This window comes from Rosenbergiella metrosideri (assembly GCF_022602565.1).
GTDB lineage: Bacteria > Pseudomonadota > Gammaproteobacteria > Enterobacterales > Enterobacteriaceae > Rosenbergiella > Rosenbergiella metrosideri.
The window spans coordinates 80,357-103,019 of the sequence record NZ_JALBCV010000010.1 but is presented as its reverse complement, the minus strand read 5'-3'; the positions used below and the strand labels follow the sequence as shown (position 1 = coordinate 103,019).

At 49.7% G+C, this 22,663-nt stretch carries 17 protein-coding genes and 2 pseudogenes; 11 read left to right on the top strand and 8 right to left on the bottom strand.

Going from position 1 to position 22,663, the window contains the following annotated elements:
- Window positions 1–151: 151 nt before the first annotated feature.
- A pseudogene (locus MKR94_RS11175) lies at window positions 152–1,708 on the bottom strand (aldehyde dehydrogenase family protein); the annotation flags it as partial.
- Here MKR94_RS11175 and MKR94_RS11170 point away from each other — a divergent pair.
- The 7 genes and pseudogenes from MKR94_RS11170 (at window position 1,685) to MKR94_RS11140 (ending at window position 6,657) form a co-directional block, all read left to right on the top strand.
- Window positions 1,685–2,309 (top strand): annotated as a pseudogene (locus MKR94_RS11170) (phenylacetic acid degradation protein PaaY). The pseudogenes MKR94_RS11175 and MKR94_RS11170 sit on opposite strands and share 24 nt — an antisense overlap.
- Before the next feature lie 72 nt (window positions 2,310–2,381).
- On the top strand, window positions 2,382–2,993 hold the full coding sequence (locus MKR94_RS11165) for a glutathione S-transferase N-terminal domain-containing protein (protein ID WP_241646964.1): 612 nt from the start codon (window positions 2,382–2,384) through the stop codon (window positions 2,991–2,993).
- Window positions 2,994–3,081: 88 nt separating this feature from the next.
- Window positions 3,082–3,606, top strand: coding sequence for a cytochrome b/b6 domain-containing protein (locus MKR94_RS11160; protein WP_241646963.1), 525 nt, complete (start codon window positions 3,082–3,084; stop codon window positions 3,604–3,606).
- A gap of 149 nt (window positions 3,607–3,755) precedes the next feature.
- The gene (locus MKR94_RS11155) at window positions 3,756–4,268 is read left to right on the top strand and encodes a peroxiredoxin (RefSeq protein WP_241646976.1); all 513 of its coding nucleotides are present in this window, start codon (window positions 3,756–3,758) and stop codon (window positions 4,266–4,268) included.
- 11 nt (window positions 4,269–4,279) lie between these two features.
- The gene (locus MKR94_RS11150) at window positions 4,280–5,500 is read left to right on the top strand and encodes a protein-disulfide reductase DsbD family protein (RefSeq protein WP_241646962.1); all 1,221 of its coding nucleotides are present in this window, start codon (window positions 4,280–4,282) and stop codon (window positions 5,498–5,500) included.
- On the top strand, window positions 5,490–6,038 hold the full coding sequence (locus MKR94_RS11145) for a sigma-70 family RNA polymerase sigma factor (RefSeq protein WP_241646961.1): 549 nt from the start codon (window positions 5,490–5,492) through the stop codon (window positions 6,036–6,038). The genes MKR94_RS11150 and MKR94_RS11145 overlap by 11 nt, the downstream gene beginning before the upstream one ends.
- The gene (locus MKR94_RS11140; RefSeq protein WP_241646960.1) at window positions 6,031–6,657 is read left to right on the top strand and encodes an NrsF family protein; all 627 of its coding nucleotides are present in this window, start codon (window positions 6,031–6,033) and stop codon (window positions 6,655–6,657) included. Before MKR94_RS11145 ends, MKR94_RS11140 begins: the two co-directional genes overlap by 8 nt.
- 34 nt (window positions 6,658–6,691) lie before the next feature.
- On the opposite strand, the gene MKR94_RS11135 is transcribed toward MKR94_RS11140, so the two are convergent.
- Both MKR94_RS11135 and MKR94_RS11130 read right to left on the bottom strand, forming a co-directional pair.
- Window positions 6,692–6,877 (bottom strand): YqaE/Pmp3 family membrane protein, encoded by a 186-nt coding sequence (locus MKR94_RS11135; RefSeq protein ID WP_241646959.1) that lies wholly within the window; start codon window positions 6,875–6,877, stop codon window positions 6,692–6,694.
- A gap of 93 nt (window positions 6,878–6,970) precedes the next feature.
- Window positions 6,971–7,855 (bottom strand): siderophore-interacting protein, encoded by an 885-nt coding sequence (locus MKR94_RS11130; protein WP_241646958.1) that lies wholly within the window; start codon window positions 7,853–7,855, stop codon window positions 6,971–6,973.
- A gap of 244 nt (window positions 7,856–8,099) precedes the next feature.
- Here MKR94_RS11130 and MKR94_RS11125 point away from each other — a divergent pair, with 244 nt between their 5' ends.
- The 4 genes from MKR94_RS11125 to MKR94_RS11110 all read left to right on the top strand — a co-directional run bounded on the left by MKR94_RS11125 (window position 8,100) and on the right by MKR94_RS11110 (window position 14,572).
- The gene (locus MKR94_RS11125) at window positions 8,100–9,629 is read left to right on the top strand and encodes a pyridoxal phosphate-dependent decarboxylase family protein (protein ID WP_241646957.1); all 1,530 of its coding nucleotides are present in this window, start codon (window positions 8,100–8,102) and stop codon (window positions 9,627–9,629) included.
- Window positions 9,629–10,930, top strand: coding sequence for a lysine N(6)-hydroxylase/L-ornithine N(5)-oxygenase family protein (locus MKR94_RS11120; protein ID WP_241646956.1), 1,302 nt, complete (start codon window positions 9,629–9,631; stop codon window positions 10,928–10,930). Before MKR94_RS11125 ends, MKR94_RS11120 begins: the two co-directional genes overlap by 1 nt.
- Complete coding sequence (locus tag MKR94_RS11115) at window positions 10,923–13,265, top strand: GNAT family N-acetyltransferase (RefSeq protein WP_241646955.1); 2,343 nt, start codon at window positions 10,923–10,925, stop codon at window positions 13,263–13,265. Before MKR94_RS11120 ends, MKR94_RS11115 begins: the two co-directional genes overlap by 8 nt.
- A gap of 71 nt (window positions 13,266–13,336) precedes the next feature.
- Complete coding sequence (locus tag MKR94_RS11110; RefSeq protein ID WP_241646954.1) at window positions 13,337–14,572, top strand: MFS transporter; 1,236 nt, start codon at window positions 13,337–13,339, stop codon at window positions 14,570–14,572.
- A 32-nt stretch (window positions 14,573–14,604) separates the two neighbouring features.
- Here MKR94_RS11110 and MKR94_RS11105 read toward each other — a convergent pair whose 3' ends face one another.
- From MKR94_RS11105 to MKR94_RS11085, 5 genes are all read right to left on the bottom strand, one after another.
- Window positions 14,605–16,722, bottom strand: a complete 2,118-nt coding sequence (locus tag MKR94_RS11105) for a TonB-dependent siderophore receptor (protein ID WP_241646953.1) — start codon at window positions 16,720–16,722, stop codon at window positions 14,605–14,607.
- Between the two features lie 267 nt (window positions 16,723–16,989).
- On the bottom strand, window positions 16,990–18,411 hold the full coding sequence (locus MKR94_RS11100; protein ID WP_241646952.1) for an NAD(P)/FAD-dependent oxidoreductase: 1,422 nt from the start codon (window positions 18,409–18,411) through the stop codon (window positions 16,990–16,992).
- A gap of 285 nt (window positions 18,412–18,696) precedes the next feature.
- On the bottom strand, window positions 18,697–20,046 hold the full coding sequence (locus tag MKR94_RS11095) for a GntP family permease (protein ID WP_241646951.1): 1,350 nt from the start codon (window positions 20,044–20,046) through the stop codon (window positions 18,697–18,699).
- 58 nt (window positions 20,047–20,104) lie between these two features.
- Window positions 20,105–21,211 (bottom strand): major royal jelly family protein, encoded by a 1,107-nt coding sequence (locus tag MKR94_RS11090; protein WP_241646950.1) that lies wholly within the window; start codon window positions 21,209–21,211, stop codon window positions 20,105–20,107.
- A 45-nt stretch (window positions 21,212–21,256) separates the two neighbouring features.
- The gene (locus MKR94_RS11085) at window positions 21,257–22,561 is read right to left on the bottom strand and encodes a cation:dicarboxylate symporter family transporter (protein WP_241646949.1); all 1,305 of its coding nucleotides are present in this window, start codon (window positions 22,559–22,561) and stop codon (window positions 21,257–21,259) included.
- Between the last annotated feature and the right edge of the window lie 102 nt (window positions 22,562–22,663).

The following is a 22,663-nucleotide window of genomic DNA, read 5'->3' as shown; positions in this document are numbered from 1 at the left end:
TTCAAAAGAGCCATAATACCTTAACCTGATACCTAACAACAGTATTTGAGGGGTATATTAGGTAGAGCCTAATAACGGTTTATTGTAAAACGATGAAAAAATACCCTGTTTGGTCTAGTGAACGCGTAGAGGGCTAGGGTCGTTAAGTAACTTAAAAATCACTTTCCCGACGTGCAACTAGGGGCAAAATAGAATAGACCGCGACCACCTCCTGATGTTGATTCATAATATCAACCGCCCACTGTACGATCCCCGTGGCACGTTCTTCGGCGCTACGCTGGTATTTGATGGTTTTTTTTGGCAGGTGAATCGCGCTTGGATAGTATCGCCAGGTTTAACGGGTTGCAGAAAACGCAGGCCTTCTAAGCCATAGTTGGCAATGACTGGACCGACTCCCGTATCCACAAAAAGTCCTGCGGCGGCGGCAACGATAAAATAGCCATGGACGACTCGTTCGCCAAAAAAAGAGGCCTCGGCACCCATTTTATCCATATGGGCATAAAAGTGATCACCATTTAAACAGGCGAAATTGACAATATCGGCTTCGGTGAGAGTTCGACGGTGAGTCAGTAAACTATTTCCTGGTTGAAGTTCTTCAAAGTATTCACGGAAAGGGAGTACGACATCTTCTTGGACTTTTGCGCCGCGTAAACCATCTAGCTCCTCGCCTCCACCCGCCTGACCTGGGCCGCCATGTACCAATTGTGGGAGGGGAGAACCATGACCCGTCGACTCAGTAGCGGATTCGCGATTTACAATTTGTATTCGTCCATGAGCACGGGCGGCTTCAGCGATAAAGTTACGCGCGGCCTTATCATCATTGGCGACAAAAGTTACCGCGAGGCTCCCTCCACCCGCGAGAGCCAGTGTAATAGCATGGTCGTTATCACGATAAGTCATGAGTGTTGCGACGGGTCGAAAGGCTTCAATCGTATGGACGGCTGATGTGGAATCAGGTTGCGAGCAATTAAGGTAAGGTTAACGGGTAAGCGGCGCCAAGGAACTGTGGGTCGATGTGACCGCCGAGTAAGCTCGCGCATCCGGCTTGGCATAGGGTATCGACTTGATGTTGGACATCTTACTGTTGTGCGAGATTCATTAAGGAACCCATTTTGATACCAGTCTGACTTGGGTCTCCTACTGGGATTGTGGCCAATTTTTCAAGTAACGCTGTGCGTTCGTTATCCAGTTGGGCATCTGGCACCATAATCCGACGAATAGCGGTACACTTTTGTCCTGCTTTGGCGCTCATTTCTCGAACAATCTTACGGATAAATAGACCAAACTCAGGATCTTCTGGCGTCACGGACTCTCCAAGCACGCAGTAATTTAGCGAGTCTGCTTCCATAGTAAAAGGAATCGACTGTTTGACGAAGTTAGGGGGCACACGAAGCTGTTGGCTCGTTGTTGCCGATCCGGTAAAGGTCACGACGTCCTGGCTATCGAGTTGATCAAGGAGATCACCGGTGGATCCACAGATCAGGCTGATCGCTCCATCAGGGACTAGCCCGCTCTCAACCATCGATTTAACCATAACCTGCGTGACCTGAGCAGTTGCCGTGCCTGGCTTAATGATGGCAGGCATATCGGCCAGCCAAGTAGGAGCCAATTTTTCTAACATACCCCAGCAAGGAAAATAGAAGACGTTTATATGGACGGCGACCCCTTGTTTTGACGTCAAGACATGGTGGGCGGTAAATCCACCTTCTATCAACTGCCTGACGGCATAACCCCTGTAGTGTCTCTCGAAAGTTATGTTCATCCTACCGCCGTTCTGATTGGCGATGTGATTATCGAGGCGGGGGTTATATCGGCCCTCATGCCAGCTTGAGAGGTGACTTTGGGGTATTGTTGTTAAACGTGGCGCTAATATCCAAGATAACTGTGTCATGCATGGTTTTCCTGAGCAGGACACTGTGGTTGAGGAAGACGGCCATATTGGTCACTGTGCCGTGTTACATGGATGCGTCCTCTGCCGCAATGCGATGGAGGGAATGAATGCCGTGATTATGGATGCTGCAGAGATTGGTGAAAACTGTGTGTCGGGGCAGCCTCCTTCGTGAAAGCGGGGGGCAAGTTACGCCGCTAATCAATTAATTTTAGGCTCTCCCGCCAAAGTGGTGCGAACACTATCGAGTCAGGAGTTGGCATGGAAACGGGCCGGTACCGCGCAGTATCATCAACTGGTCACCCGTTCTCAGCAAACGCTGCGCGAAGTTGAGCCACTGCGTGACCTCGATACCGCGCACCCACGCATTCCTTTTATCGATCCCCATCAATGTCTCGCTAAAGCACGTAAAACGAAATAGTTTCTGCAAAGGTGTCTTGGAACGAAATAACATGTAAAGTCGCTGAAACCTTATCAGCTTGGGAGCCTTGTGATGCAGTTATCGGTGGGTACAGATTCAACGTGGTCGTTACGTGCGATGATCGGCGCAAAAATAGCCGAACTTCCCGTCGATCTTAATGTATTTTCGTTACAGTGCGCGAGTTGTAAAAGCGTACTTCGCTCTCTCAGCCCGACAGGGTTGGTGCCCTTCCTCGAGGACGGCTCATTGCGCCTCCATGACTCGCTAGCGATTCTTGAGTACCTTAATGAGTTGAGTGATGGGAAACTTTACCCCACTGATCAGGGTAAACGTGCACTCTCGCGCAGTCTCTGTGCCGAGATGCACGCGGACTTCAGCGCATTACGTCAAACGATGCCTTTCACCTTGGCCGATGTCAGCCCATTAACCGCATTTTCTCCGGCGCAAACCGCCGATATCGAGCGAGTTACAACACTGTTCGCCAGTGCCGAAGGCCCTTTCTATCAGGGCGAGAAACCGACGGCAGTCGATGCCTTTTACGCCGTGTTGGCCTACCGTTTACAGCATTATGGTGTGAGGTTGCAGGGTGAAGCAGGGCTGTATCAACAGCAGTTGGTGGCTTGGTCATTCCTGCAGGAAGCGCTGGCAAAGCTGACCTCAACTGCCGCCTGTTGCCACCCATAACGCTGCCGCGCAGACGATGCAGGGATAACTTGACCTTAGCGTTTAGGTAAGCGATGTTAAGCAAAATATTTAGATTAGGTCGACAATTGTGATTATCCATTACTCTTTTGCTATTCGTCTGCTTCATTGGTTAACGCTACTCGCTTTATTGGCTGCTTACGGCAGTATTGAGTCGCGAGCGTGGATTGACTTAACACCGGGACAGCGCAAAGTCGTGGCGATAACTCATGTCTATGCGGGGATGAGCGTACTTATCATGATGGTAACGCGCCTTTTTTTACGTGCTAAAGGTACGCGACAGAATACTCAACCCAGCGTGCAATCTCGGTTGGCACAGTGTGGCCATGGGCTGTTATACCTGTTGTTTATGACCTTACCCCTGCTCAGTCTTACCGCCCGTTACTTCCGCGGGCATGAATGGTCATGGTTAGGGATCGCAATGCCCATTACTGATATGCCGAACCTAGCTTTAGCCAAAAGCCTGATGGTATGGCATATGGACCTCGCACAGATCGGTTATTGGCTCATCGCGGCACACACCTTGGCGGCGCTGTATCATCATGTAGTGAAAAAAGACAACACGCTGCGGGCCATGCGGCTGTGGGGAAAATAATCGAAATTTTTTTCATCACCTTGCGCAACTTTTTACTCGGCAGAGCGAATTACTCAATAAGTTAACTAAACTTATTATATTAATTCTACAGGAGTATGGAGATGACTATGTTGAAACGTCGTATTACCCAGATTGTTGCGGGTGCAGGAATGGTTTTTGCGGCCTCAAGCTTTACGGCACACGCTGCATTACCGGTGGGTGCAGCCGCTCCTCAATTCCAATTGCATGCAGCGCTGGGCGGTAAACCTCTCGATTTTTCGCTACAACAAGCCCTTAAAAAAGGCCCCGTCGTGCTCTATTTCTTCCCTGCGGCATTTACTGCAGGCTGTACCTTAGAGGCTCATGAATTCGCCGAAGCCACCGATAAGTTTAGCCAGTTAGGCGCGACCGTCATTGGTGTAACGGCAGGCAATACTGACCAAATTAGCCAGTTCTCTAAACTCGAGTGCCGCGATAAATTTGCGGTGGCCGCTGATCCGGGTGCGAAAGTGGCGGCGCAGTATCAAACAGCGGTACAAGTGAAAGGGAAGGCGATGTCAGAGCGGACCTCTTATGTTATCTCCCCTGAAGGTAAAATTTTAATGAGCTACACCGATAGAAATCCTGATCAGCATATCCAGAAAGCGTTGGATGCTGTGCAACAGTATCGCTCCGTACACTAAGTGGTGACAGGATGCTAACTGCGTTATTCGCCGCCTTTTTGGGCGGCATTATCCTCAATCTAATGCCTTGCGTTTTTCCAGTGATCTCATTGAAAGCGCTGGGTCTCATCAATCATCAATCCGATTCTGGCCACGCGAGACGAGAAGGGATGGGTTTTTTGGTCGGAGTGGTGGTGACCATGCTGCTGTTAGCGGGGATTCTGCTGGCGGCACGTGCCGGTGGCGCGGCGGTGGGCTGGGGATTTCAGCTTCAGTCTCCGCTAGTGATTGCCCTATTGGCACTGGTGATGTTGGCGGCGGCGCTCAATCTACTTGGGCTGTTTGAAGTCGGAATTGCCGTACAAAATGTGGGGTCAGTAAAGACGGCTCGTGGGATCTTCGCACGCTCTGCGCTGACAGGGGCCTTGGCGATTATCGTGGCGACGCCGTGCGCTGCACCGTTTATGGCCAGTGCGATAGGCTATGCGTTAGTACAACCACCCTTTGTCGCGCTATGGGTCTTTTTCTCCTTAGCCCTCGGCTTTGCGGCACCTTTTTCGTTGATCTGTTTCTTTCCCTCACTATCGCGCTGGTTACCGAAACCCGGTGCGTGGATGCAGACGTTAAAGCATGGTTTGGCCTTTCCAATGCTCGGGGCTTACGCCTGGCTAGTCTGGGTGTTTTCCCAACAAACGGATAGCCAAGCCTTAGGCATGCTGCTGGCCGTCTCGGTGCTGTTTGGCTTTACCGCGTGGTTGTACGGTATCGTGCAGCATCGACGCATGATGTCGCGTTCATACCGCGGCTTAGCGGCGTTTACTTTTCTGCTACTGATCGCGGTCATAGCGCCAGTGGTCGGGATTACGCCTAAGCAGAGCCAAGTCTCCGCGGCGGCGTCGGTCAGTGAAGAAACGTGGTCGCCTCACAATGTGGCGCAGTTACGGGGTAAGGGGAAACCGATTTTTGTCGATTTTACGGCGTCTTGGTGTATTACCTGCCAGGTAAATCAACGTACAACGCTATCGACTGAGGCGGTGAAACAGGCTATCTCTGAGACTGGGACGCACTTTATGGTGGCAGACTCGACTAAGTTTAATCCCGATGTTGAGGATGCGTTAGCTGAGTTTGGTCAGGGGGGATTACCGATGTATCTCGTCTATCCGGCTAATGGCGGTAAGCCGGTGGTTCTGCCACAGGTATTGACCCCGCAAATTGTGACGCAAGCCTTACAGAAAGCGGCTAATGGCACTTAACGACAGCGATAAGCAGCAGTGGCCAGCGCTGATGGTGCAGGCTCAACGTGGTTCTCAACAGGCGTATGAACGGTTGTTGAGAGCCTTGTTGCCGGCGATCTGCGCGCAAGTCAGTAAACAGATTTATGATCGTGGCCAGGTCGAGGATGTGGTCCAAGACGTGCTGCTGACGCTGCATCGCGTTCGCCACACCTACGACAGTCATTATCCGTTTATGCCATGGTTACAGGCGATTATCCGGGCGCGTTGTATTGATGCGCTGCGTCGCCAAGGGTATCGACGTTATGAGGTGGTGGACGATGACTATTGTGAAGCATCGAGCACGGCCGAGAGTCAGCCACTTGCTGATGACCATCAGCTAGGACATTACTTGCAGCAGTTACCGGCACGGCAACGGGAAATGGTGGAGTTTGTCCATCTCAATGAAAAGAGTCTCGCGGAAGCCGCCTCACACCATCAATTATCCCTCTCGGCCGTAAAGTCTTTATTACATCGAGCGTTGATCAATTTACGACGTATCGGAGCGAAACATGAGTGATCATCAGCAACTTATCAAGAAACTCTCCAGTGAGATGCGGCCCGTCGACCCTCTCGCCCCAACAAGTATCCGTATTCTAAAGTGGATTGCGCTAGCCCTGCCCTTAGCGATAGTATCGAGTGTTGTGGTACATCGCGGATTAACCGATTGGACGCAACCTGGTGCCGGGCTGGCTTTCGCACAATTATTGCTCGCGGTAATCATCGGTATTGCCGCAGCATGGAATGCGCTTACCTTATTAATTCCCGGGCGCGATACCCTGCCGACTGTGCGGTTTGTGTTAGCGGGTGGACTCTGGTTGTTGCTTAATATTATGAGTATTCCGGTTCATCCCGTCGCACCGACCCATGATCACGGTACCTTTTGCTATCTTTTTCTGATGGTAGTCAGTGCACCGATGGTGATCACCTTGTTGTGGACGTTACGTCAGAGCGGGGGGTTGTACAGTCAGAAGAGTCTATTAATGGCGGGAATTAGCGTGGCGGCATGGTCAGTCAGCCTGTTATCGCTGTGTCATCCGGTGCAACAAGATCGGATAGATTTCGCCCTGCATGTTGCTGCGGTGGCAACCATTATTGGCATAACGATGATTATTGGCCGTCTTACACGAATAAAATAATAACGGGCAGGCTGAAGGCCTGCCCTAACGGCACTCAGCGCATTGAGCGCTGAATTTTTTTATCGGTATTGTATTGGCTTAAGGCATAGACCGCCCAGAGGGTCGCTGGTAGCCACCCGATCAGCGTCAGTTGCAAAATTAAGCAGATAATCCCGGCGATCGGTCGACCAATAGTAAAGAACGTTAGCCAAGGTAAAAGTAGTGCAATAAGTAGTCTCATGATCTCTCCTGTTATCATTCCTTTAATTCAGTGTAGACGAGAAAAACATTAAGTCCTCAGCGTCATTATCCTAATTTTTCGGCCAGAGGATGCTTAACCGGTCACTTTACCTTGCGACCAATAGGCCATAAAGGTGGCCGTTTCACGAGTCAGCATGCATTCCTGAATCAGATAACGGCGTAAGGTCCTGACCACACTGGACTCGGCGGCTACCCAGGCGCGAAAGCGTTCACACGGCTCAGCCCGCTCCCATAAAATATCTTCGCTAAGGATTTTCTCTTCTAACGATTGGTCCGCGCTGCGAGCGTAGTCCGGTAGTGTTAAGCACGATCGTACTGCCTGTAAGAGGGCCTGTTGCGCATCGCCATCACACTCAGTGCTACTCCAATGAATCTTGGCAAAGTCATAGTCAATCGGTTGACTATCCGCGGCTAAAGGCACATGCAGAAAAGCTTGAACGCGGGGTGGATTCGAACGGCGAGCGAGACCTTCTAAAATCCCCATCGCGGCCGGGAGGGCTGTCTCATCGGCAACCAGTAACACCTCCTGCAGTGTTGGATTATCAAACCATTCGAACCCGCCACTGGTCGTTGTTGCTTCGGCATTCGGCACCACGATCTGTAAGGAAGTATTGACTTGCGCGCGCTGCGCCCAGCGAGAGGCAGGCCCAGTATCGCCATGTAGGACGAAATCGACCCACATCTCTTGTTGTGATACATCAAGGTGGCGCAGGGTATAGGTCCGCATGGTCGGACGTTCTGCTTTGGGGATCGCCAGAAAAGTCCCGTACCAATCTTCCGTTACGGGAAGTTTTTGGCAGGACTGATTTTCTGCCAGCAGAATCTTGATGCGTTGGTCCGGTGCTTCATGTTTGATTTTATCGATATCCTCGCCAGTAAAGACGCAGCGCAATAGCGAAGGACTCAACATTTCTCGACGTTTTAACTGAAGATCGACCACTCTGTACCCTGACGCCATACCGACCACTCGCCTATAAATTAATGATAATGATTATCATACACATTCAATATCTTGACGACTAGTTGTGACGGAAAACTGAGGGCGTGTTTTTAAGGGGAATAAAGGCTTTAAGAATATTCCTTATTGTTAATACTAATCATTATCATTTAGATTCTCATGTCTTATGGCCACTCCACAATAATCAGTTTTTCTACTGGAGTGCTTCTTTTTTCAAATGGTGTAAAGAGAAAGGGTGGTGTAAGTGTCTAAAAATAATAGTGAAAAAAATTCTTTCGAGGAGTGGTTGTTCAACGAGAAAACGCTCGATGACTATCAGCGTAATACTCAGTTGGGCGCGAATCTTATCCGTCAACATATGGAGAGGGTCTCTCAACCCTTTAGTGGCATCACGCCTCAAGCACTGGCGGCTGAATTTGCCGGCATCGATTTAACCCAGCCGCTAGCCTCGACAGAGGCTGCGCTGCAGGAACTGTCGCAACTCTGGTTGCGGGATGCCGTGTGGTTCCATCATCCCCGCTATATCGCACACCTGAACTGTCCGATTACGTTGCCCACATTATTGGCCGAGCAGCTGTTAAGTGCGGTAAATACCTCAGTGGATACTTGGGATCAGAGTGCTGGGGCCACCTTGATAGAACAGAAGGTGGTGGATTGGACGTTACAGCAAATAGGCTTACCCCAGGGGAGTGAGGGAATTTTTACCAGCGGCGGCACCCAGTCTAACTTGATGGCGATGTTATTAGCGCGAGACAGTCGCGTGGCTAAAGAGACGCCCGAACGTTTGGTAAAGCATCATGGATTGCCAGCCGAAGCCTCGCGCTGGCGTATTTTCACCTCTGCGTTAAGCCATTTTAGTATTCAGAAGTCTTGCGCCTTACTGGGGCTAGGCTATGAGGCGGTCATCGCCGTGGATTACGATGACGATTACAAGATGGACAGTAGCCAATTGGCACAAGCGATGGCACAGGCGGTCGCAGAAGGCTTAATCCCTATCGCGGTTGTGGCGACAGCAGGAACGACCGATTTCGGGAGCATTGACCCCTTAGCGGAGATCGCCGAATTATGTCACCGTCATCAAGTATGGTTCCACGTTGACGCAGCGTATGGCTGCGGACTGTTGACCTCAACTCAGTTCCGCCCGCGTCTGTCGGGAATCGAGTTAGCCGACTCGGTAACGGTGGATTACCATAAATCTTTCTTCCAAAGCGTCAGTTGCGGTGCCTTTTTTGTCCGTGAGGCCAGCCATCTGCGTCATGTCACCGTCCACGCAGATTACCTCAATCCACTCAGTGCCAAACAGGAAGGCACTCCGAATTTAGTGGATAAAAGCCTACAAACGACTCGCCGTTTCGATGCCTTAAAAATGTGGCTCAGTTTACGCATTTTGGGTCGTGAATCGCTGGGTGACGCGTTTGATCAGGTCATCGCCTTAACGGTGGAGACTCATCGTCGCTTAATGGCTTACCCGCAGCTAGAGGTACTGCATGCGCCAGAGTTAACCACCCAAGTCTTTCGTTTCCACCCGACCACCGAACTAAGCGCCAATGCAGTGGACGAGATTAATCAACAGATCCGTAAAGGTCTCAATCGAAGCGGTGAAGCAATGATTGCGGCCACCAAGGTAAAGGGGAAGCAGTATTTGAAATTTACCTTACTCAATCCTGCGACATCGATAGACGAGATTCAACAAGTGATCGAAGCCTTAATCCATCACGGAGAGGCTTTAGCCGGTCAGCGTATTCAGCGTAAACAAACCGTAGGGGCCCACTAATGTCTGAGAAGATTTATGACTTACTTGGGGTGGGGATAGGTCCATTTAACCTGAGTTTGGCCTGTCTGACTGATGCGATAGACGACATGGATGCGGTGTATCTCGATCAAAAGCCGACCTTTAATTGGCATCCAGGCATGATGCTGGAGTCTGCTCACTTACAGACGCCCTTTATGGCCGATCTGGTGACCTTAGCCGACCCGACGAGTCGTTTTAGTGTTTTAAATTATCTGAAACAGAAGGGTAAGCTTTACGCGTTCTATATTCGCGAAGACTTTTTCCTACTGCGTAAAGAGTACAACCAATATTGTCAGTGGGCGTGCGACCAGCTCGCTTCATTACAGTGGAACACGCGGGTTGAGTGGGTGACGCGAGATGAACAACGAGACTGCTATTGCGTTGACGCGGTAAATACCGTCAGTGGCAAACGCCAGCAATGGCTCGCTCGCCATCTAGTGTTAGGCACCGGACCGACGCCTTGGATGCCAGATTGGATAGATACATCATTAGAACAGGTGGTACATTCTGGGCACTATCTGGCGAAGAAACAGGCTTTGCAGCAGCAATCGGCAATTACGGTGGTGGGAAGTGGCCAAAGTGCGGCAGAGATTTTCTACGATTTACTGCAAGATATTGATCAATATCGCTATCAGTTAAATTGGGTGACTCGCGCCCCGCGTTTTTTCCCGCTGGAATACACCCGGCTAACGTTAGAGATGACTTCGCCAGAGTGGGTCGACTATTTCCATGCGTTACCGGAAGCGCAGCGTGACCGCTTGAATGCCAGCCAGAAAAACCTCTATAAGGGGATTAATGAGAGCCTGATAAACGCTATTTACGAACTGCTTTATCGTAAGGATCTGGAGGGTCCCCTGCCGGTGACCCTGTGTACCGACTCCGGACTTGTTGCCATGGAGGAGAATGAGAATCAGGGACTGACTCTTACCCTGTCTCACCAAGTCTTGCAGGAAGAGTTTAGCCTCGCGACCGATGGCGTCATTATGTCGACGGGTTATACCTATCGTCCGCCTGATTTCTTAACGCCCCTGATGCCATTAATCGAGTTTGATCGCCAGCAACGTTATGCGGTGGGGCGAGACTACAGCATCGATCGTCGCCATAGCCTCTTTGTCCAAAATGCCGAGTTGCACACTCATGGTTTTGTCTCACCCGATTTAGGGATGGCCTGTTATCGCAACTCGGTGATCCTCCGCAGTATTCTGGGGCGAGAGGTGTATCCGGTCGAGAAAAAAATTGCTTTCCAAACCTTTGGACTTCCGAAGGAGGCTGTTCATGGGTGAACGTATATATAGTCTGCAACAACCCTTGGGCCATTTCACTTTACGCCGTTGGCAGGCGGGGGATGAAAGGATGATCCACCATTGGGTGATTCAGCCCCATGCGCAGTTCTGGGGAATGCAAGATCAGAGCGTTGAGCAGGTCAATGACTTCTATATCAACCTGATCGCCCAAGACGTCAACAGTGTGCTAATCGGCTGCCTCGACGGACAGCCTTATTTCTTAATCGAGTGTTATCAGGCGCTACAGGAAGAGGTCGCCGAGCATTACCCTGCGCAATCTGGCGATTATGGTATGCACCTGCTCGTGGCCCCCGTCAGTACGCCCATCAGTGGATTAAGTCGGCAAATTTTCGCCACCGTAATGGAATATATGTTTAGCCGCCCGGAAGTGGCGCGCGTTGTGGTCGAACCCGATGTTAATAACCACAAAATTCATCGACTTAATCAACAGGCGGGTTTCCGCTATCACCAGCAAATCGACCTTGGTCACAAACGCGCATGGTTGGCGTTTTGTACGGCCACAGATTTTTACCGAGAGAAAGCCCTTATGTTAAAGCCAGCGACCGTCTTATCTCCCACCCAGCCTAACGCCAAACACTGGCAGCAGGCAAATGGACAATTGATCCAAAAAGCGATTACTGAATTCAGCCATGAGCGGCTATTAGCCCCCGAAGCGGTCGCCGAAGGGGGGTGGCGTTTAACCGATAGCTCGGGCGAGAATGTGTATCAGTTTGAAGGGAAATGGCGGGCGCTGAACCACCTTTCTATCGACTGGCGGACCCTAAGGAAAACCCATAAGGGACAAGAGAAACCGCTGGACGCGCTGGAATTTATCGTCGAATTTGCCGACCAACTGGCGATACCGGAGTCGATGCTAGCCACTTATTTAGAAGAGGTCTCCAGCACGCTCTGCAGCAGCCAGTTTAAGTTACAGAAAGGCAATCCTAGCAGCGAGCAACTGGCGGTGGCAGATTTCCAGACCATTGAGTCTTCAATGACCGAGGGGCATCCTTGTTTTATTGCCAATAATGGGCGCATTGGGTTTGATGCCGCAGACTACTTGGCGTATGCGCCAGAAGTGGGGGCATCGATCTTTATGCCTTGGGTCGCGGTCCACCGGAGTAATGGGCATTTTGCTGCAGTTGATGGGCTGGATTACGCCACCCTTATCGAGGAGGAGTTAGGCACGGTGCAGGTCAAAGAGTGGGAGGCGACACTGCGATCGCTGGATGTGTTACCGGAGGACTACCTCTTTACGCCCGTACACCCTTGGCAGTGGCAAAATAAAATCGTCACAGTCTTTGCGGCCGATATCGCCCGACAACATATTATTTATCTAGGCGTCGCAGCCGATGCCTACCAGGCGCAACAGTCAATACGGACGTTCTTTAATCGTAGTCAGCCGTCCAAACGTTATGTTAAAACCGCGCTATCGATCCTGAATATGGGCTTTATGCGAGGGTTATCGCCTTACTATATGGCCACGACACCTGCGGTGAATCAATGGCTAGCGAAGATTGTTGCAGAGGATAACTGGCTTAGCCACTGTCACTTCTCAATTCTGCAAGAGGTTGCCACCATTGGTTACCATCATCGTCTCTACGAGAGAGCGATCAAAAAAGAGTCGGCTTACAAGAAGATGTTTGCTGCCTTATGGCGAGAAAACCCGTTAACGGGCTTAACTGATCAGCAGCGTTTAATGACAATGGCCGGATTACTTCACCGCGACGCAGACGGTAAGGCTCTGTTAACAGCACTTATCAAACGTTCAGGTTTAGCGCCCGCCGAGTGGATAGACCGTTATCTACAAGCCTATTTAAGTCCTATTTTGCACTGCTTCTACCAGTACGACTTGGTCTTTATGCCCCATGGCGAAAACCTGATCCTTAAGTTAGAGGACGATGTGCCAGTAGGCTGTTTTATGAAAGATATTGGCGAAGAAATTGCGATTCTAGATACTTCGCGCGAGTTACCGGACAAGATAAAACGTATTAAGGCTGAGGTCCCGGATGAGCTGAAGCTATTATCGATTTTTGTCGATGTCTTTAGCTGCTTCTTCCGGTTTATCAGTGCGATTCTTGACGAAGACGGGGTGATGCAAGAAGGTGCTTTTTGGCAGCGTGTTGCCTTCAATATTGAACATTATCAGCAACATCATCCTCAATTTTCTGACAAGTTTGTGCAGTTCGATCTGTTCAGCCCGACGTATGCACATTCTTGTTTAAACCGGCTGCAGTTGGCGAATAATCAGCAAATGGTGAATTTGGACGATCCGGCCAGCGCCCTGAAACTGGCTGGGGTACTGGTTAACCCTATCGCTCAGTTCAAAAAATGATACGGGTCGTTAATAAAGTCACTACAATGACCGGCAATGCCGGTCTTTTTTTCTTTTTTTAGGTCTTATTCATGATATCGACTTCAATACGCCCTGACGCCCTCGTGACGTCATGGCTGTTTCCTTTCTCTCTCGTTCTGTTTGAGTTCACGACCTATATTGCCCACGATATGGTGCAACCGGGCATGTTACAAGTGACTCAAGATTTACAGGTGGGTCCAGAGTGGGTGCCTTTTTCGCTCACGGCTTATCTTGTGGGGGGGCTTGTTTTACAGTGGTTGCTCGGGCCGCTTTCCGATAAGTGGGGGCGTCGGCCAATATTGATGTCCGGTGCCTTGTTGTTTGCTATCGCGAGCGGATTAACCTTCTTGGTGACATCGATCGAGCAGTTTATGTTGCTACGTTTTGTTCAAGGGATCAGTCTCTGTTTCATTGGTGCCGTTGGCTATACTGCGGTGCAGGAGGCTTTCGAGGAACGAAAGAGTATTCGACTTATGGCATGGATGGCGAATGTGGCGCTGTTGGCCCCCTTGATTGGTCCACTGGCCGGCAGTGCCTTACTGCTGTTCACCACTTGGCGTATGTTATTTATTATTTTCGCTTCAATGTCGCTGATCGCTCTTATAGGGTTGTATTTTAGTATGCCTGAGACAGCAGGCAATCGGCAGCTCAGCTTAACGCCAAAGCGGCTTTTAGGGGGCTATTGGACATTACTCAAACGACCGGCGCTCGTTGCAGGCTGTTTGGCGCTTGGTTTATCTGCCGTGCCTATCCTCAGCTGGGTGGCGCTGTCCCCGGTCTACTTGATCCACGACCATCAGATGACTGAGGTGGATTATGCGCTACTGCAAGTCCCGGTCTTTGTGGCGATGATCCTAGGTAATGTGGTACTGAGCAAATTAACCCATCATGCTGAGATCACTCGCCCGTTAGTCATCGGGGCGTGGCCGCTCGTCGGTGGGCTACTGACTGCGCTTTGCGCCACCTTTAGCGACACCTATCAAATTGCGATTCTAGTCAGTGGCTTGAGTCTTTATGCGTTTGGCGCGGGATTAAGCACGGCGGTCCTGTACCGGCTAACCCTATTTTCGGTGACCGAGTCCAAGGGGCAAGTTGCGGCGATGATGGGGATGCTGAGTATTCTGATGTATTCCATCGGGTTAGAATTCGCGCGCGAAGGCTACTTCCAGCACGGCTTAATGGGTTTCTCTGGAGTTAATCTGGCGAGTGGTGGCTTATGGTTACTGCTGAGTGTGATGTTTGTTCGCTGGGTGAAGCAACATCGACAGGCTCTAACGCTCGAGTAAAAACGGGCGCGGCCGCTAGGCCGCGCCTAGGCTTAGAAGTCGTAACCGACGGTTGCAATCACCGAACGTTCCGCTCCCCAATAGCAATAACCTGTTCCATAGCACGACGCCACGTAATCACGTCCCCCTAAGTTTTTTGCATTAAGTTGCACATAAGCGCCTTTCCACTGCGAACGCCATGCACCGAGGTCCATTCTGACTGAAGCATCGACCAGAGTGGCCGAAGGAATACGCGTCGTATTTTCGTTATCCGCCCACTGTTTACCTATATAACGAACCCCGACACCCGTGGTAATACCATAATCGAACTTGTAGTTTACCCAAGCAGACGCGGTCGCGTTTGGCGTGACATACGGCGTGTTTCCATTATTTCCATCGATAGCATCTTCATAGCGAACATGGTTAACACTGGCGGTAGCGATTGTGCTCAATCGTGAAGTTAACTGATTATGGGCCTCAAGTTCGATACCACGGGAGTGCACTTTTCCGACGGAAGCATAGTAAGTCTCAGGGACTACTCGGTTAGCGACGTCTTTTTGCATAAGGTCGTAGACCGCGATGCTGTACAGATCGGAGGTGCCAACCGGTTGGTATTTTACCCCAGCTTCATATTGTGAGGCGGTGGTCGGCTTTAACAGATTACCGTTAGCATCCGACAGCGCTTGCGGCGTAATCGCTTGGCTGTAGCTAAGGTATGGCGAGATGCCATTATCAAAGGCATAAAGAAGGCCTGCTCGGCCGCTCACATGGTCATCTTGGCGACGCGAATGGGTGCCGAGATCGTGACTCACGCTTTTTGAGACGATACGGTCATAACGTCCCGAGACATCTAGATGCCAGCGGTCCCATTGCATCTCGTCTTGTAAATACGCACCGGTTTGATAATAGCGATTCTTGGTACCATAGAAAGTATAATCACCATTTTCCCCATAGGTTTCACCCGTGAAAGGATTAATTGATGAAGCCACACCGCTCGCATCTTTATGCCGGTTAGTATATTCGTGATATTCCGCACCGATAACGACTTTATGCTGGACTTCCCCAGTTTTAACATTAGCAATCAGTTGGTTATCTGTCGCTACAGCGGACAGAGAGGACCGCGACCCTGAATAATAGCGGTTTAAGATGTCACTATCCGGTTGCCAACCGATCTGATAGACCTGATCAAGGTCGACATTGGAGTGGCTATAACTTCCGGTCGAATGTACCGACCAAGTATCATTGAAGTTATGGGAAAAGTCGTAGCTATAGATTTGCTCGTGGCGTTTGAACTGATCCAGAGAGGAATCGGCATCACTGAAACTGGTACTAAGCCTTTTTCCATTATGGCTGTATAAGCTGCCATCGCCTGGCTCTGAACCGTGGAAGCCACCTGAAGGATCTTTTTGTAGATAAGCTTTCAGTAGGAGTGTGGTGTCGCTATCCGGTTGCCAGAGCAAAGACGGGGAAATGGCATAATGCTCTTCACGCGTATGGTCAAATTGTGTATGACTTTGATGGCCGATACCGGTTAAGCGGAAAGCCCATTGGTCATTGATCGCATTGGTATAGTCTATCGCAACACCACTGGTGCTGTGGTTACCGTAATAGGTTTTAAAGTGACCTTCTTCCGCGAATTGCGGGCGTTTGGAGGTTTCCATCACTAATCCGCCGGGGACGGTTTGGCCGTAAAGGGCGGAGGAAGGGCCTTTAATTACATCGATACGCTCTAGGAACCATGGGTCGACTTGCAACACGTTATAGCTGCTGGAATCGCTCATTAAGCGTATACCGTCGAGGAAGATATTATCGACGTCACCACCATGGAATCCGCGCAGTGACACGGTATCGTAGCGGGTGGCTGCACCACCAAAATTAGTGAACGCTCCCGCGGTATAATTTAAGGCATCATTAACTGTCATTGCGCCTTGGTCAATCATCTGTTGACGGGTAATAACCGAGACAGACTGGGGAGTGGTTATCAGTGGCTGGTCCGTTTTACTCGCGCCAGTACTCGTTTTGGCGGTATAACCGTGCGTTTCTGAAACGGCCGTATCTTCTGGTGCGGCAGTGACAACAACAGTGTTGTCTGCGGCATAACTTAGATGCGGAGCGGTAAGTGCCAACGACACCAGAAAAGCATGACGCTTGAGCGGGAATAACGTCTTCATTATTTTTATCTACCTCAACAGTCAGGGCGCAAGTGACTCGGGGAATCCGAACCTGAATTCCCTCAATTGATAATAAGAACGAGAATTATTATCTTTTATTGGCTTGGTTGCAATACTCTCTGCACGGCTTCAGATGCTAATTATGTGTCTACCCTGAAATCCTTGGGGCATGTGCGATCAGCCTTAACTGATAAGGGAAAGGAGTATTGTTAAAGTGGGGGAGACAAAGCCCATACGCAAGATGGGCTTAGGGGGATTAATGTTGCCTTAGCTAAAGCGATAAAGGCTGAAGGCTTTAGCTTTGAGGAGTGGAGTGTTACCTAACAGTAAATCTGCTGCGATAGAAGCAGAGACTGGGCTTTCGGTCATTCCCCAACTGGTGGCTGTATTAACCACCAGTCCCGGGCATTCATTGACCACAGAAATAATCGGTGATTCATCTGGGGCGACGGCCATTGCACCGCTCCATTGGTCAATAATTTTTGAGTTAGCAAAGGCAGGGAACTCTTTTCTCAAGGCGACTAACGACGCATTCAGGTCTTTAACATCGGCCACGGCAACCATATCGCGATTTCTCTCGAAGGGAGACTGTTTATCGAGAGACCATTTTGTTGTTTGTTTAAAGGAGTTGAGAAGTTGTTCATTGATCGAGAAATGGACAAAGACATCTTCGGGAGCAAGTAACGGTAAATACTTATAGCCATAGATAAAAGAGTCTTTGACGATGGGGATCACTTCTATTCTTGGCGATGTTGCATAGGTCCCATTCGCTTGTTCTCGGAAAAAGATATTCCCGGGTAAGGCGACATTTGCACCCGGTAATCCCGGTCCACCGGTAATCAGTTGTTGAGATTGATAAGCTGGTAGCGTTTGGAGATCGATGTCGAGATTCTGCATAAACAACCGTGACCAGGCACCGCCACAGACTACCGCTCGGGTGGTTCTAATCGCCCCTTTTTCTGTGACAACATCGGATACCGCGCCCCCTTGTTTTTCGATACCTCTCGCGGCGCACTGGGTATAGATTTTTACGCCAATTTTCTTCGCGTACTCGGCCATTCTAAACGCCGCGATTTCTGGGTCTAAGCTTCCTGAGTCTTCCTCAAAGCCTGCAATCGTCCAGTTTGAGGTAGCCCCTTTTAAACGATTTTTCAGCTCTTCTCCCTGAATAATGCGTGTATTTAATGGCACTGAACTGCTGACGAGTTCTTTTTTCTGATCAATCCAACTTCTGACATTTTGTAGGTCTTGCTCACTTAGCGGTACTTCCACACGCCCCTGTGTACGATAACTGGTATCCATACCCACTTTTTTATTCATCCCCCGCCAATGTTCTTTTCCAAGATGGTGGAGCATAAAGGTCTCACCTTCCATCTTATAGGTGATCAATTGGCCATAGAATCGCGAAGATTGTTCACCCGTAATGTTGCCTTTTTCAACGATAACGACGGATAACCCTTTTTCAGTCAGGTCAATAGCCGTCATTATCCCTAAGATCCCCGCGCCAATAATGACGGCATCAGCATGTTGAGGGAGGGGACCTTCGGTGCCGTTAATGAAACCATATCTTGGTTTGCCCGGCACTAGCCGGCCTTCACGTTGAAACATTGGGCCGAGGACACTGGCACCAATTCCCGCCGCGCAAATTGCGCCGCCCCCAAGGATAAGTTTTCTTCTACTAATATTCATTTTTGTTGCCAAATTTCAAAAGGGCGCAATCATAAGGTAATTTTGTTGCTATGTTTATTTATTTGTTTGTTAATTGTATTTGATTGTTTCTTTTTTGTTTAATTTGGCGATGGGGAGGTCAGTTGTAAAGGAGATTCTTCTCTGATGGTTTACTACGGCAGACGAAAATTCGGTAGCCTGTCGTGAAAAAGAGTCTTCATCGAAGACTCATCGTGGTGGGAGAGATAGCTGGGGCCGGATTTTCCTAGCGGTGAGTCGTTATTGGGTCAGCACTATCAATAGGCCTTAGGATGGCACAAGGATCATCCATAAGGCACTGGCCGTAATAAGGCCGACAAGCGATACAATTGTCTGCAGTACCGACCAAATCCATAGTGTTTGCCTAAGGGTTAAACCGAAGAACGATTTGATCATCCAATACGCAGCATCATTGATGTGGCAGAAAAAGACCGACCCTGCACCGATCGCCAAGGCAAGTAGACTGCTTTCTAATGGCGGCAATAGGTGGAAACTTGCGGCCATAATGCCAGCCGTTGTCGTCGTGGCGACGGTCGCTGAACCGGTTGCTTGGCGAATCAATACGGCAACACCCCACGCGAGCAGTAATAGCGGTGCATGGGTTTGTGAGGTGAAGTGGCTGATGCTCTGGCTAATACCAGCCTCAATAAGAACGCCTTTCAGGCCTCCGCCCGCGCCGATGGTCAGTAACAATACGGCGACTGGAGCGATACTTGCTGTGAGCGCCTCTCCAACCTGTTTTTTCTCCATCCCACTTCGCCAGCTTAGGGTCAGAATCGCTAATAATACGGTGAGAGTCAGGGCGACTAAGGGTTCGCCGATAAAATCTAAAAGATGTGCCAGTGAGCTGTCACTTTGTAGCACATAGAGTGAGATGCTGCGTAGTAGCATCAAGATTGCTGGGAGTAAAATAATACTGATGGTTAGGAGGAGCGAGGGAGGACGTAGACCTGTTAGCGGTTCAGGGAGTGTTGTGAGCTGGGTAACATTCGCTAAACTGGCTTTTCGACTTAACCATCTTCCATAAAGTGGCCCGGCTAATACCACTGCGGGCACGGCAATAATCAACCCGAGCAGTAATGTTAGCCCCATATCCGCGTGTAAGGTTGTGATGGCGATAATCGGTCCAGGGTGAGGCGGCACCAAGGCATGTAATGCCGTTAATCCTGCCAAGACGGGGACAGCAACGCGTAATAGCGATTGTCCAGAACGGGCACTTACGGTGGCGATTAGTGGCAACATCAGGACTAACCCCACTTCGAAAAAGAGTGGCAGGCCAATCACCATAGCGGTAAGCGCCATCACCCAAGGTAAATAACGCGTCGAGGTTCGGGAGATAATCAACTCAGCAAGCCGATCGGCCGCGCCTGTTTTAGTCATCACACTGCCCAGCATGGCACCCATAGCGATAACATAGCCACTTTCTCCCAATACCCCGCCGGCACTTTTGGAAAAACTCTTAGCAATTAGATCGACCGGTACGTGGGCAATCAAACCCGCCATCACTGCGCCAATAAAAATGGCTAAGAAGGGCGGTAACTTAGCATAGGCCACAAAAAAAATTATCGCCGCAAGGGCGGCGATACATGCGAGTAAAATTTCAGCATCACTACTCATCACTCTCTCCAAATAATTAAGAAAAACGCATGACTCGTGCGTAACGCTCCGCGTGCTATTACTCCGTTGCCGTGCGGATCACTAAGAAAGGCCGTTGACGGAGGTCGTGGTGGTTGTTTAAGTCTGGAGTACGATTCCATTGGCCTAACGTGGTGTAGAGATAACCATTACGGTATGCCAATCCATCTGGCCAGCCGAAATCGTGAACATTGTGATCAAGTAAAGAAAATTGGCCTTTAGGATCACGCTTTACCAACGATTGTTGCTCAAAGGCACCGAAGTAAAGATTTCCTTTTCCATCTTCCGCCATTCCATCATTAGCGGGGTGTTCGCCTTCGAAATGCACGGCTTTTTCGAGTGTCGTCTCAGAAACAGAAAAATCGCTCAATTGCGCAGTTGGTAAGCTAAATAGCTTTCGTCCACTAAGTGCAGTCCAATAGAACTTACTTTGGTCGGGAGATAACGCAACGCCATCGATACCGCCTTGCGGCAATTGCGGATTGTCGGCGTTAAACACGACGGGTTTATTTTCGATAAAGGCCATAAAGCCGGGGTCGGGGGAGGTCGAGGGGTGATTGATTAAGACTTCTCGCTGTTTGCCGCTGGCGATATCTATCACAATCAGCGAATAGCGCTGTGCAAAGCCTGAGTTAGCAATATAGATCGTACCGGCTTTACCGTGAGAAAGATCGACCCGTAAATCGTTATAGTGCGAGCTGGAGTTGAGTACTGGCGGCGTAATGATAATTGTTTTCAGAATACTGTTCGTCTTGGTATCTATCGCCACCACTTTTGCTGCACCGACAGGAATGGTGGGTTGTCCCTTAATTTTGCCATCGTCTAATACCCATAGCGTATCATTTTTATCCACAAAGAGACCGTGGGGAGACACTAGCCAATCTGCCAAATTTTTCTGAGGTAAGCCAAAAGCCTTATTCGGATAAGGTGTCAGTTTTCCCTGCTTCAGTTCCATCAGCGCTGGCGAATGATGATCGCCGGCGTGACGTGGAAAACCTAAAAATATACGGTTCTGCTGATTCACCGCAATACCAGAGAGATCAGGGTAGGGTGCGTTTATTTTAGCGATAACCTCGGAAGCGGCATTACTCTGAGATGAAAAAACCGCTGTCATCAATACAGCGGTTAGTAGGTATAAAGGTTTCACTGGCACTCCTTAAACAGATGATTGTTTAAAAAGTGTAATTAACTTTTACTGTTCGGCGGCTAAAGGGCGCTTTTTTGTTACGTTGTTATAGGGGATATCCTGATTTAAAACCTGACGAGCGCGGGTTAAATCCAAATCATTTTCCCATTTCGCGATGACCAAGGTTGCCACGCAGTTACCCAAAACATTTGTCAGCGCACGGGGAATACCAATCAACCAATCGATCGGGAGTAAGAAAGCTAGGGCAGCTAGCGGTAATGATGGGATTGCAGAAAGCGTGGCGGCCAAGATCACAATGGCAGCGCCGGGTACGCCATGGGCGCCTTTTGAGGTAAACACGGCAACGCCCAGGATCAGGGCAATTTCGCTCCATCCCAAGTGAATCCCTGTAGCATTAGCGATAAAAACGACCGCGAGGGTGAGGTAAATGGAAAATCCATCAAGGTTAAAGGAGTATCCGGTTGGGATCACCAAGCCAACCGTGGATTTACTGATCCCCAACCACTCTAATTTTTTCATCAGCTGAGGTAACACGACATCTGACGCAGTGGTACCTAAGACGATGGTAAGCTCTTCGCGTAAATAGCGCAGTAGCGCGACAAAGCTAATGCCGGTCAATTGAGTAATCCCCCCCAAAACGATGATAACAAATAGGGCGCAGATTGCGGTGTAAAGGAAAAGGAATCCAATCAGACTGGTCAACGAATGAACGCCATAGTGTCCGACCATATAGGCAACGGCACCCAGTACTCCGAGTGGAGCTACTTTGACCAGCATCGCCATCAACCGGAAGAGAATATGGCTCAGGCTATTAATCACGGCGATCACTGGCTTACCTGCTTCACCGCTAATATTAAGCGAAACACCAAATAGAATAGAGATTAGCAATACTTGTAAGGTGTCCCCGCGTGCAAACGCGCCAATAAAGGTATCTGGAATCAGGTTCAAGAAGAAATCACCAAAGCTCTGGAGTGATGAGAGGTGACTCAGTTTATCCGTTGCGGGCATCGCCATATTTGAAAGATGGATGCCTTGCCCGATATGGGTGATCTGTGCCCCGACTAACCCTAGGACTAGAGCCAGTAAGGTGATGATTTCGAAGTAAAGTAAGGTCTTACCGACAATACGTCCGACCTGTTTCAGTTCGCTATGGGAGGAGATGCCTTGGACGATGATCACAAACACTAAGGGAGCGGTCACCATTTTAATCAGTTTGATAAAGCTATCGCCCAAGGGTTTTAGCGAATCGGCAATTGCTGGATAAAGGCATCCCAGTGCGGTACCAATGACCAGCGCGATAAGTACTTGGATAAAGATAGAATGGCGTATCTTGGAGAGTGTGTGTGTCATAGCCGCAGCCCTTTTCAACGTAACTGAAAAACTTATGTTTCAGTTAAGCAATTATTGGGCCAAAAGTTACATACCGGCAGCGACGGCTTTTCACGCGATCGC

What these genes read in the sequence shown, in the direction of transcription:
- MKR94_RS11095 (WP_241646951.1), bottom strand. Translation starts at nt 20,046, where the DNA reads ATGAGTAGTGATGCTGAAATTTTACTCGCATGTATCGCCGCCCTTGCG.
- MKR94_RS11155 (WP_241646976.1), top strand. Translation starts at nt 3,756, where the DNA reads ATGGTTTTTGCGGCCTCAAGCTTTACGGCACACGCTGCATTACCGGTG.
- MKR94_RS11120 (WP_241646956.1), top strand. Translation starts at nt 9,629, where the DNA reads ATGTCTGAGAAGATTTATGACTTACTTGGGGTGGGGATAGGTCCATTT.
- MKR94_RS11105 (WP_241646953.1), bottom strand. Translation starts at nt 16,722, where the DNA reads ATGAAGACGTTATTCCCGCTCAAGCGTCATGCTTTTCTGGTGTCGTTG.
- MKR94_RS11115 (WP_241646955.1), top strand. Translation starts at nt 10,923, where the DNA reads ATGGGTGAACGTATATATAGTCTGCAACAACCCTTGGGCCATTTCACT.
- MKR94_RS11145 (WP_241646961.1), top strand. Translation starts at nt 5,490, where the DNA reads ATGGCACTTAACGACAGCGATAAGCAGCAGTGGCCAGCGCTGATGGTG.
- MKR94_RS11135 (WP_241646959.1), bottom strand. Translation starts at nt 6,877, where the DNA reads ATGAGACTACTTATTGCACTACTTTTACCTTGGCTAACGTTCTTTACT.
- MKR94_RS11110 (WP_241646954.1), top strand. Translation starts at nt 13,337, where the DNA reads ATGATATCGACTTCAATACGCCCTGACGCCCTCGTGACGTCATGGCTG.
- MKR94_RS11130 (WP_241646958.1), bottom strand. Translation starts at nt 7,855, where the DNA reads ATGGCGTCAGGGTACAGAGTGGTCGATCTTCAGTTAAAACGTCGAGAA.
- MKR94_RS11100 (WP_241646952.1), bottom strand. Translation starts at nt 18,411, where the DNA reads ATGAATATTAGTAGAAGAAAACTTATCCTTGGGGGCGGCGCAATTTGC.
- MKR94_RS11165 (WP_241646964.1), top strand. Translation starts at nt 2,382, where the DNA reads ATGCAGTTATCGGTGGGTACAGATTCAACGTGGTCGTTACGTGCGATG.
- MKR94_RS11140 (WP_241646960.1), top strand. Translation starts at nt 6,031, where the DNA reads ATGAGTGATCATCAGCAACTTATCAAGAAACTCTCCAGTGAGATGCGG.
- MKR94_RS11150 (WP_241646962.1), top strand. Translation starts at nt 4,280, where the DNA reads ATGCTAACTGCGTTATTCGCCGCCTTTTTGGGCGGCATTATCCTCAAT.
- MKR94_RS11085 (WP_241646949.1), bottom strand. Translation starts at nt 22,561, where the DNA reads ATGACACACACACTCTCCAAGATACGCCATTCTATCTTTATCCAAGTA.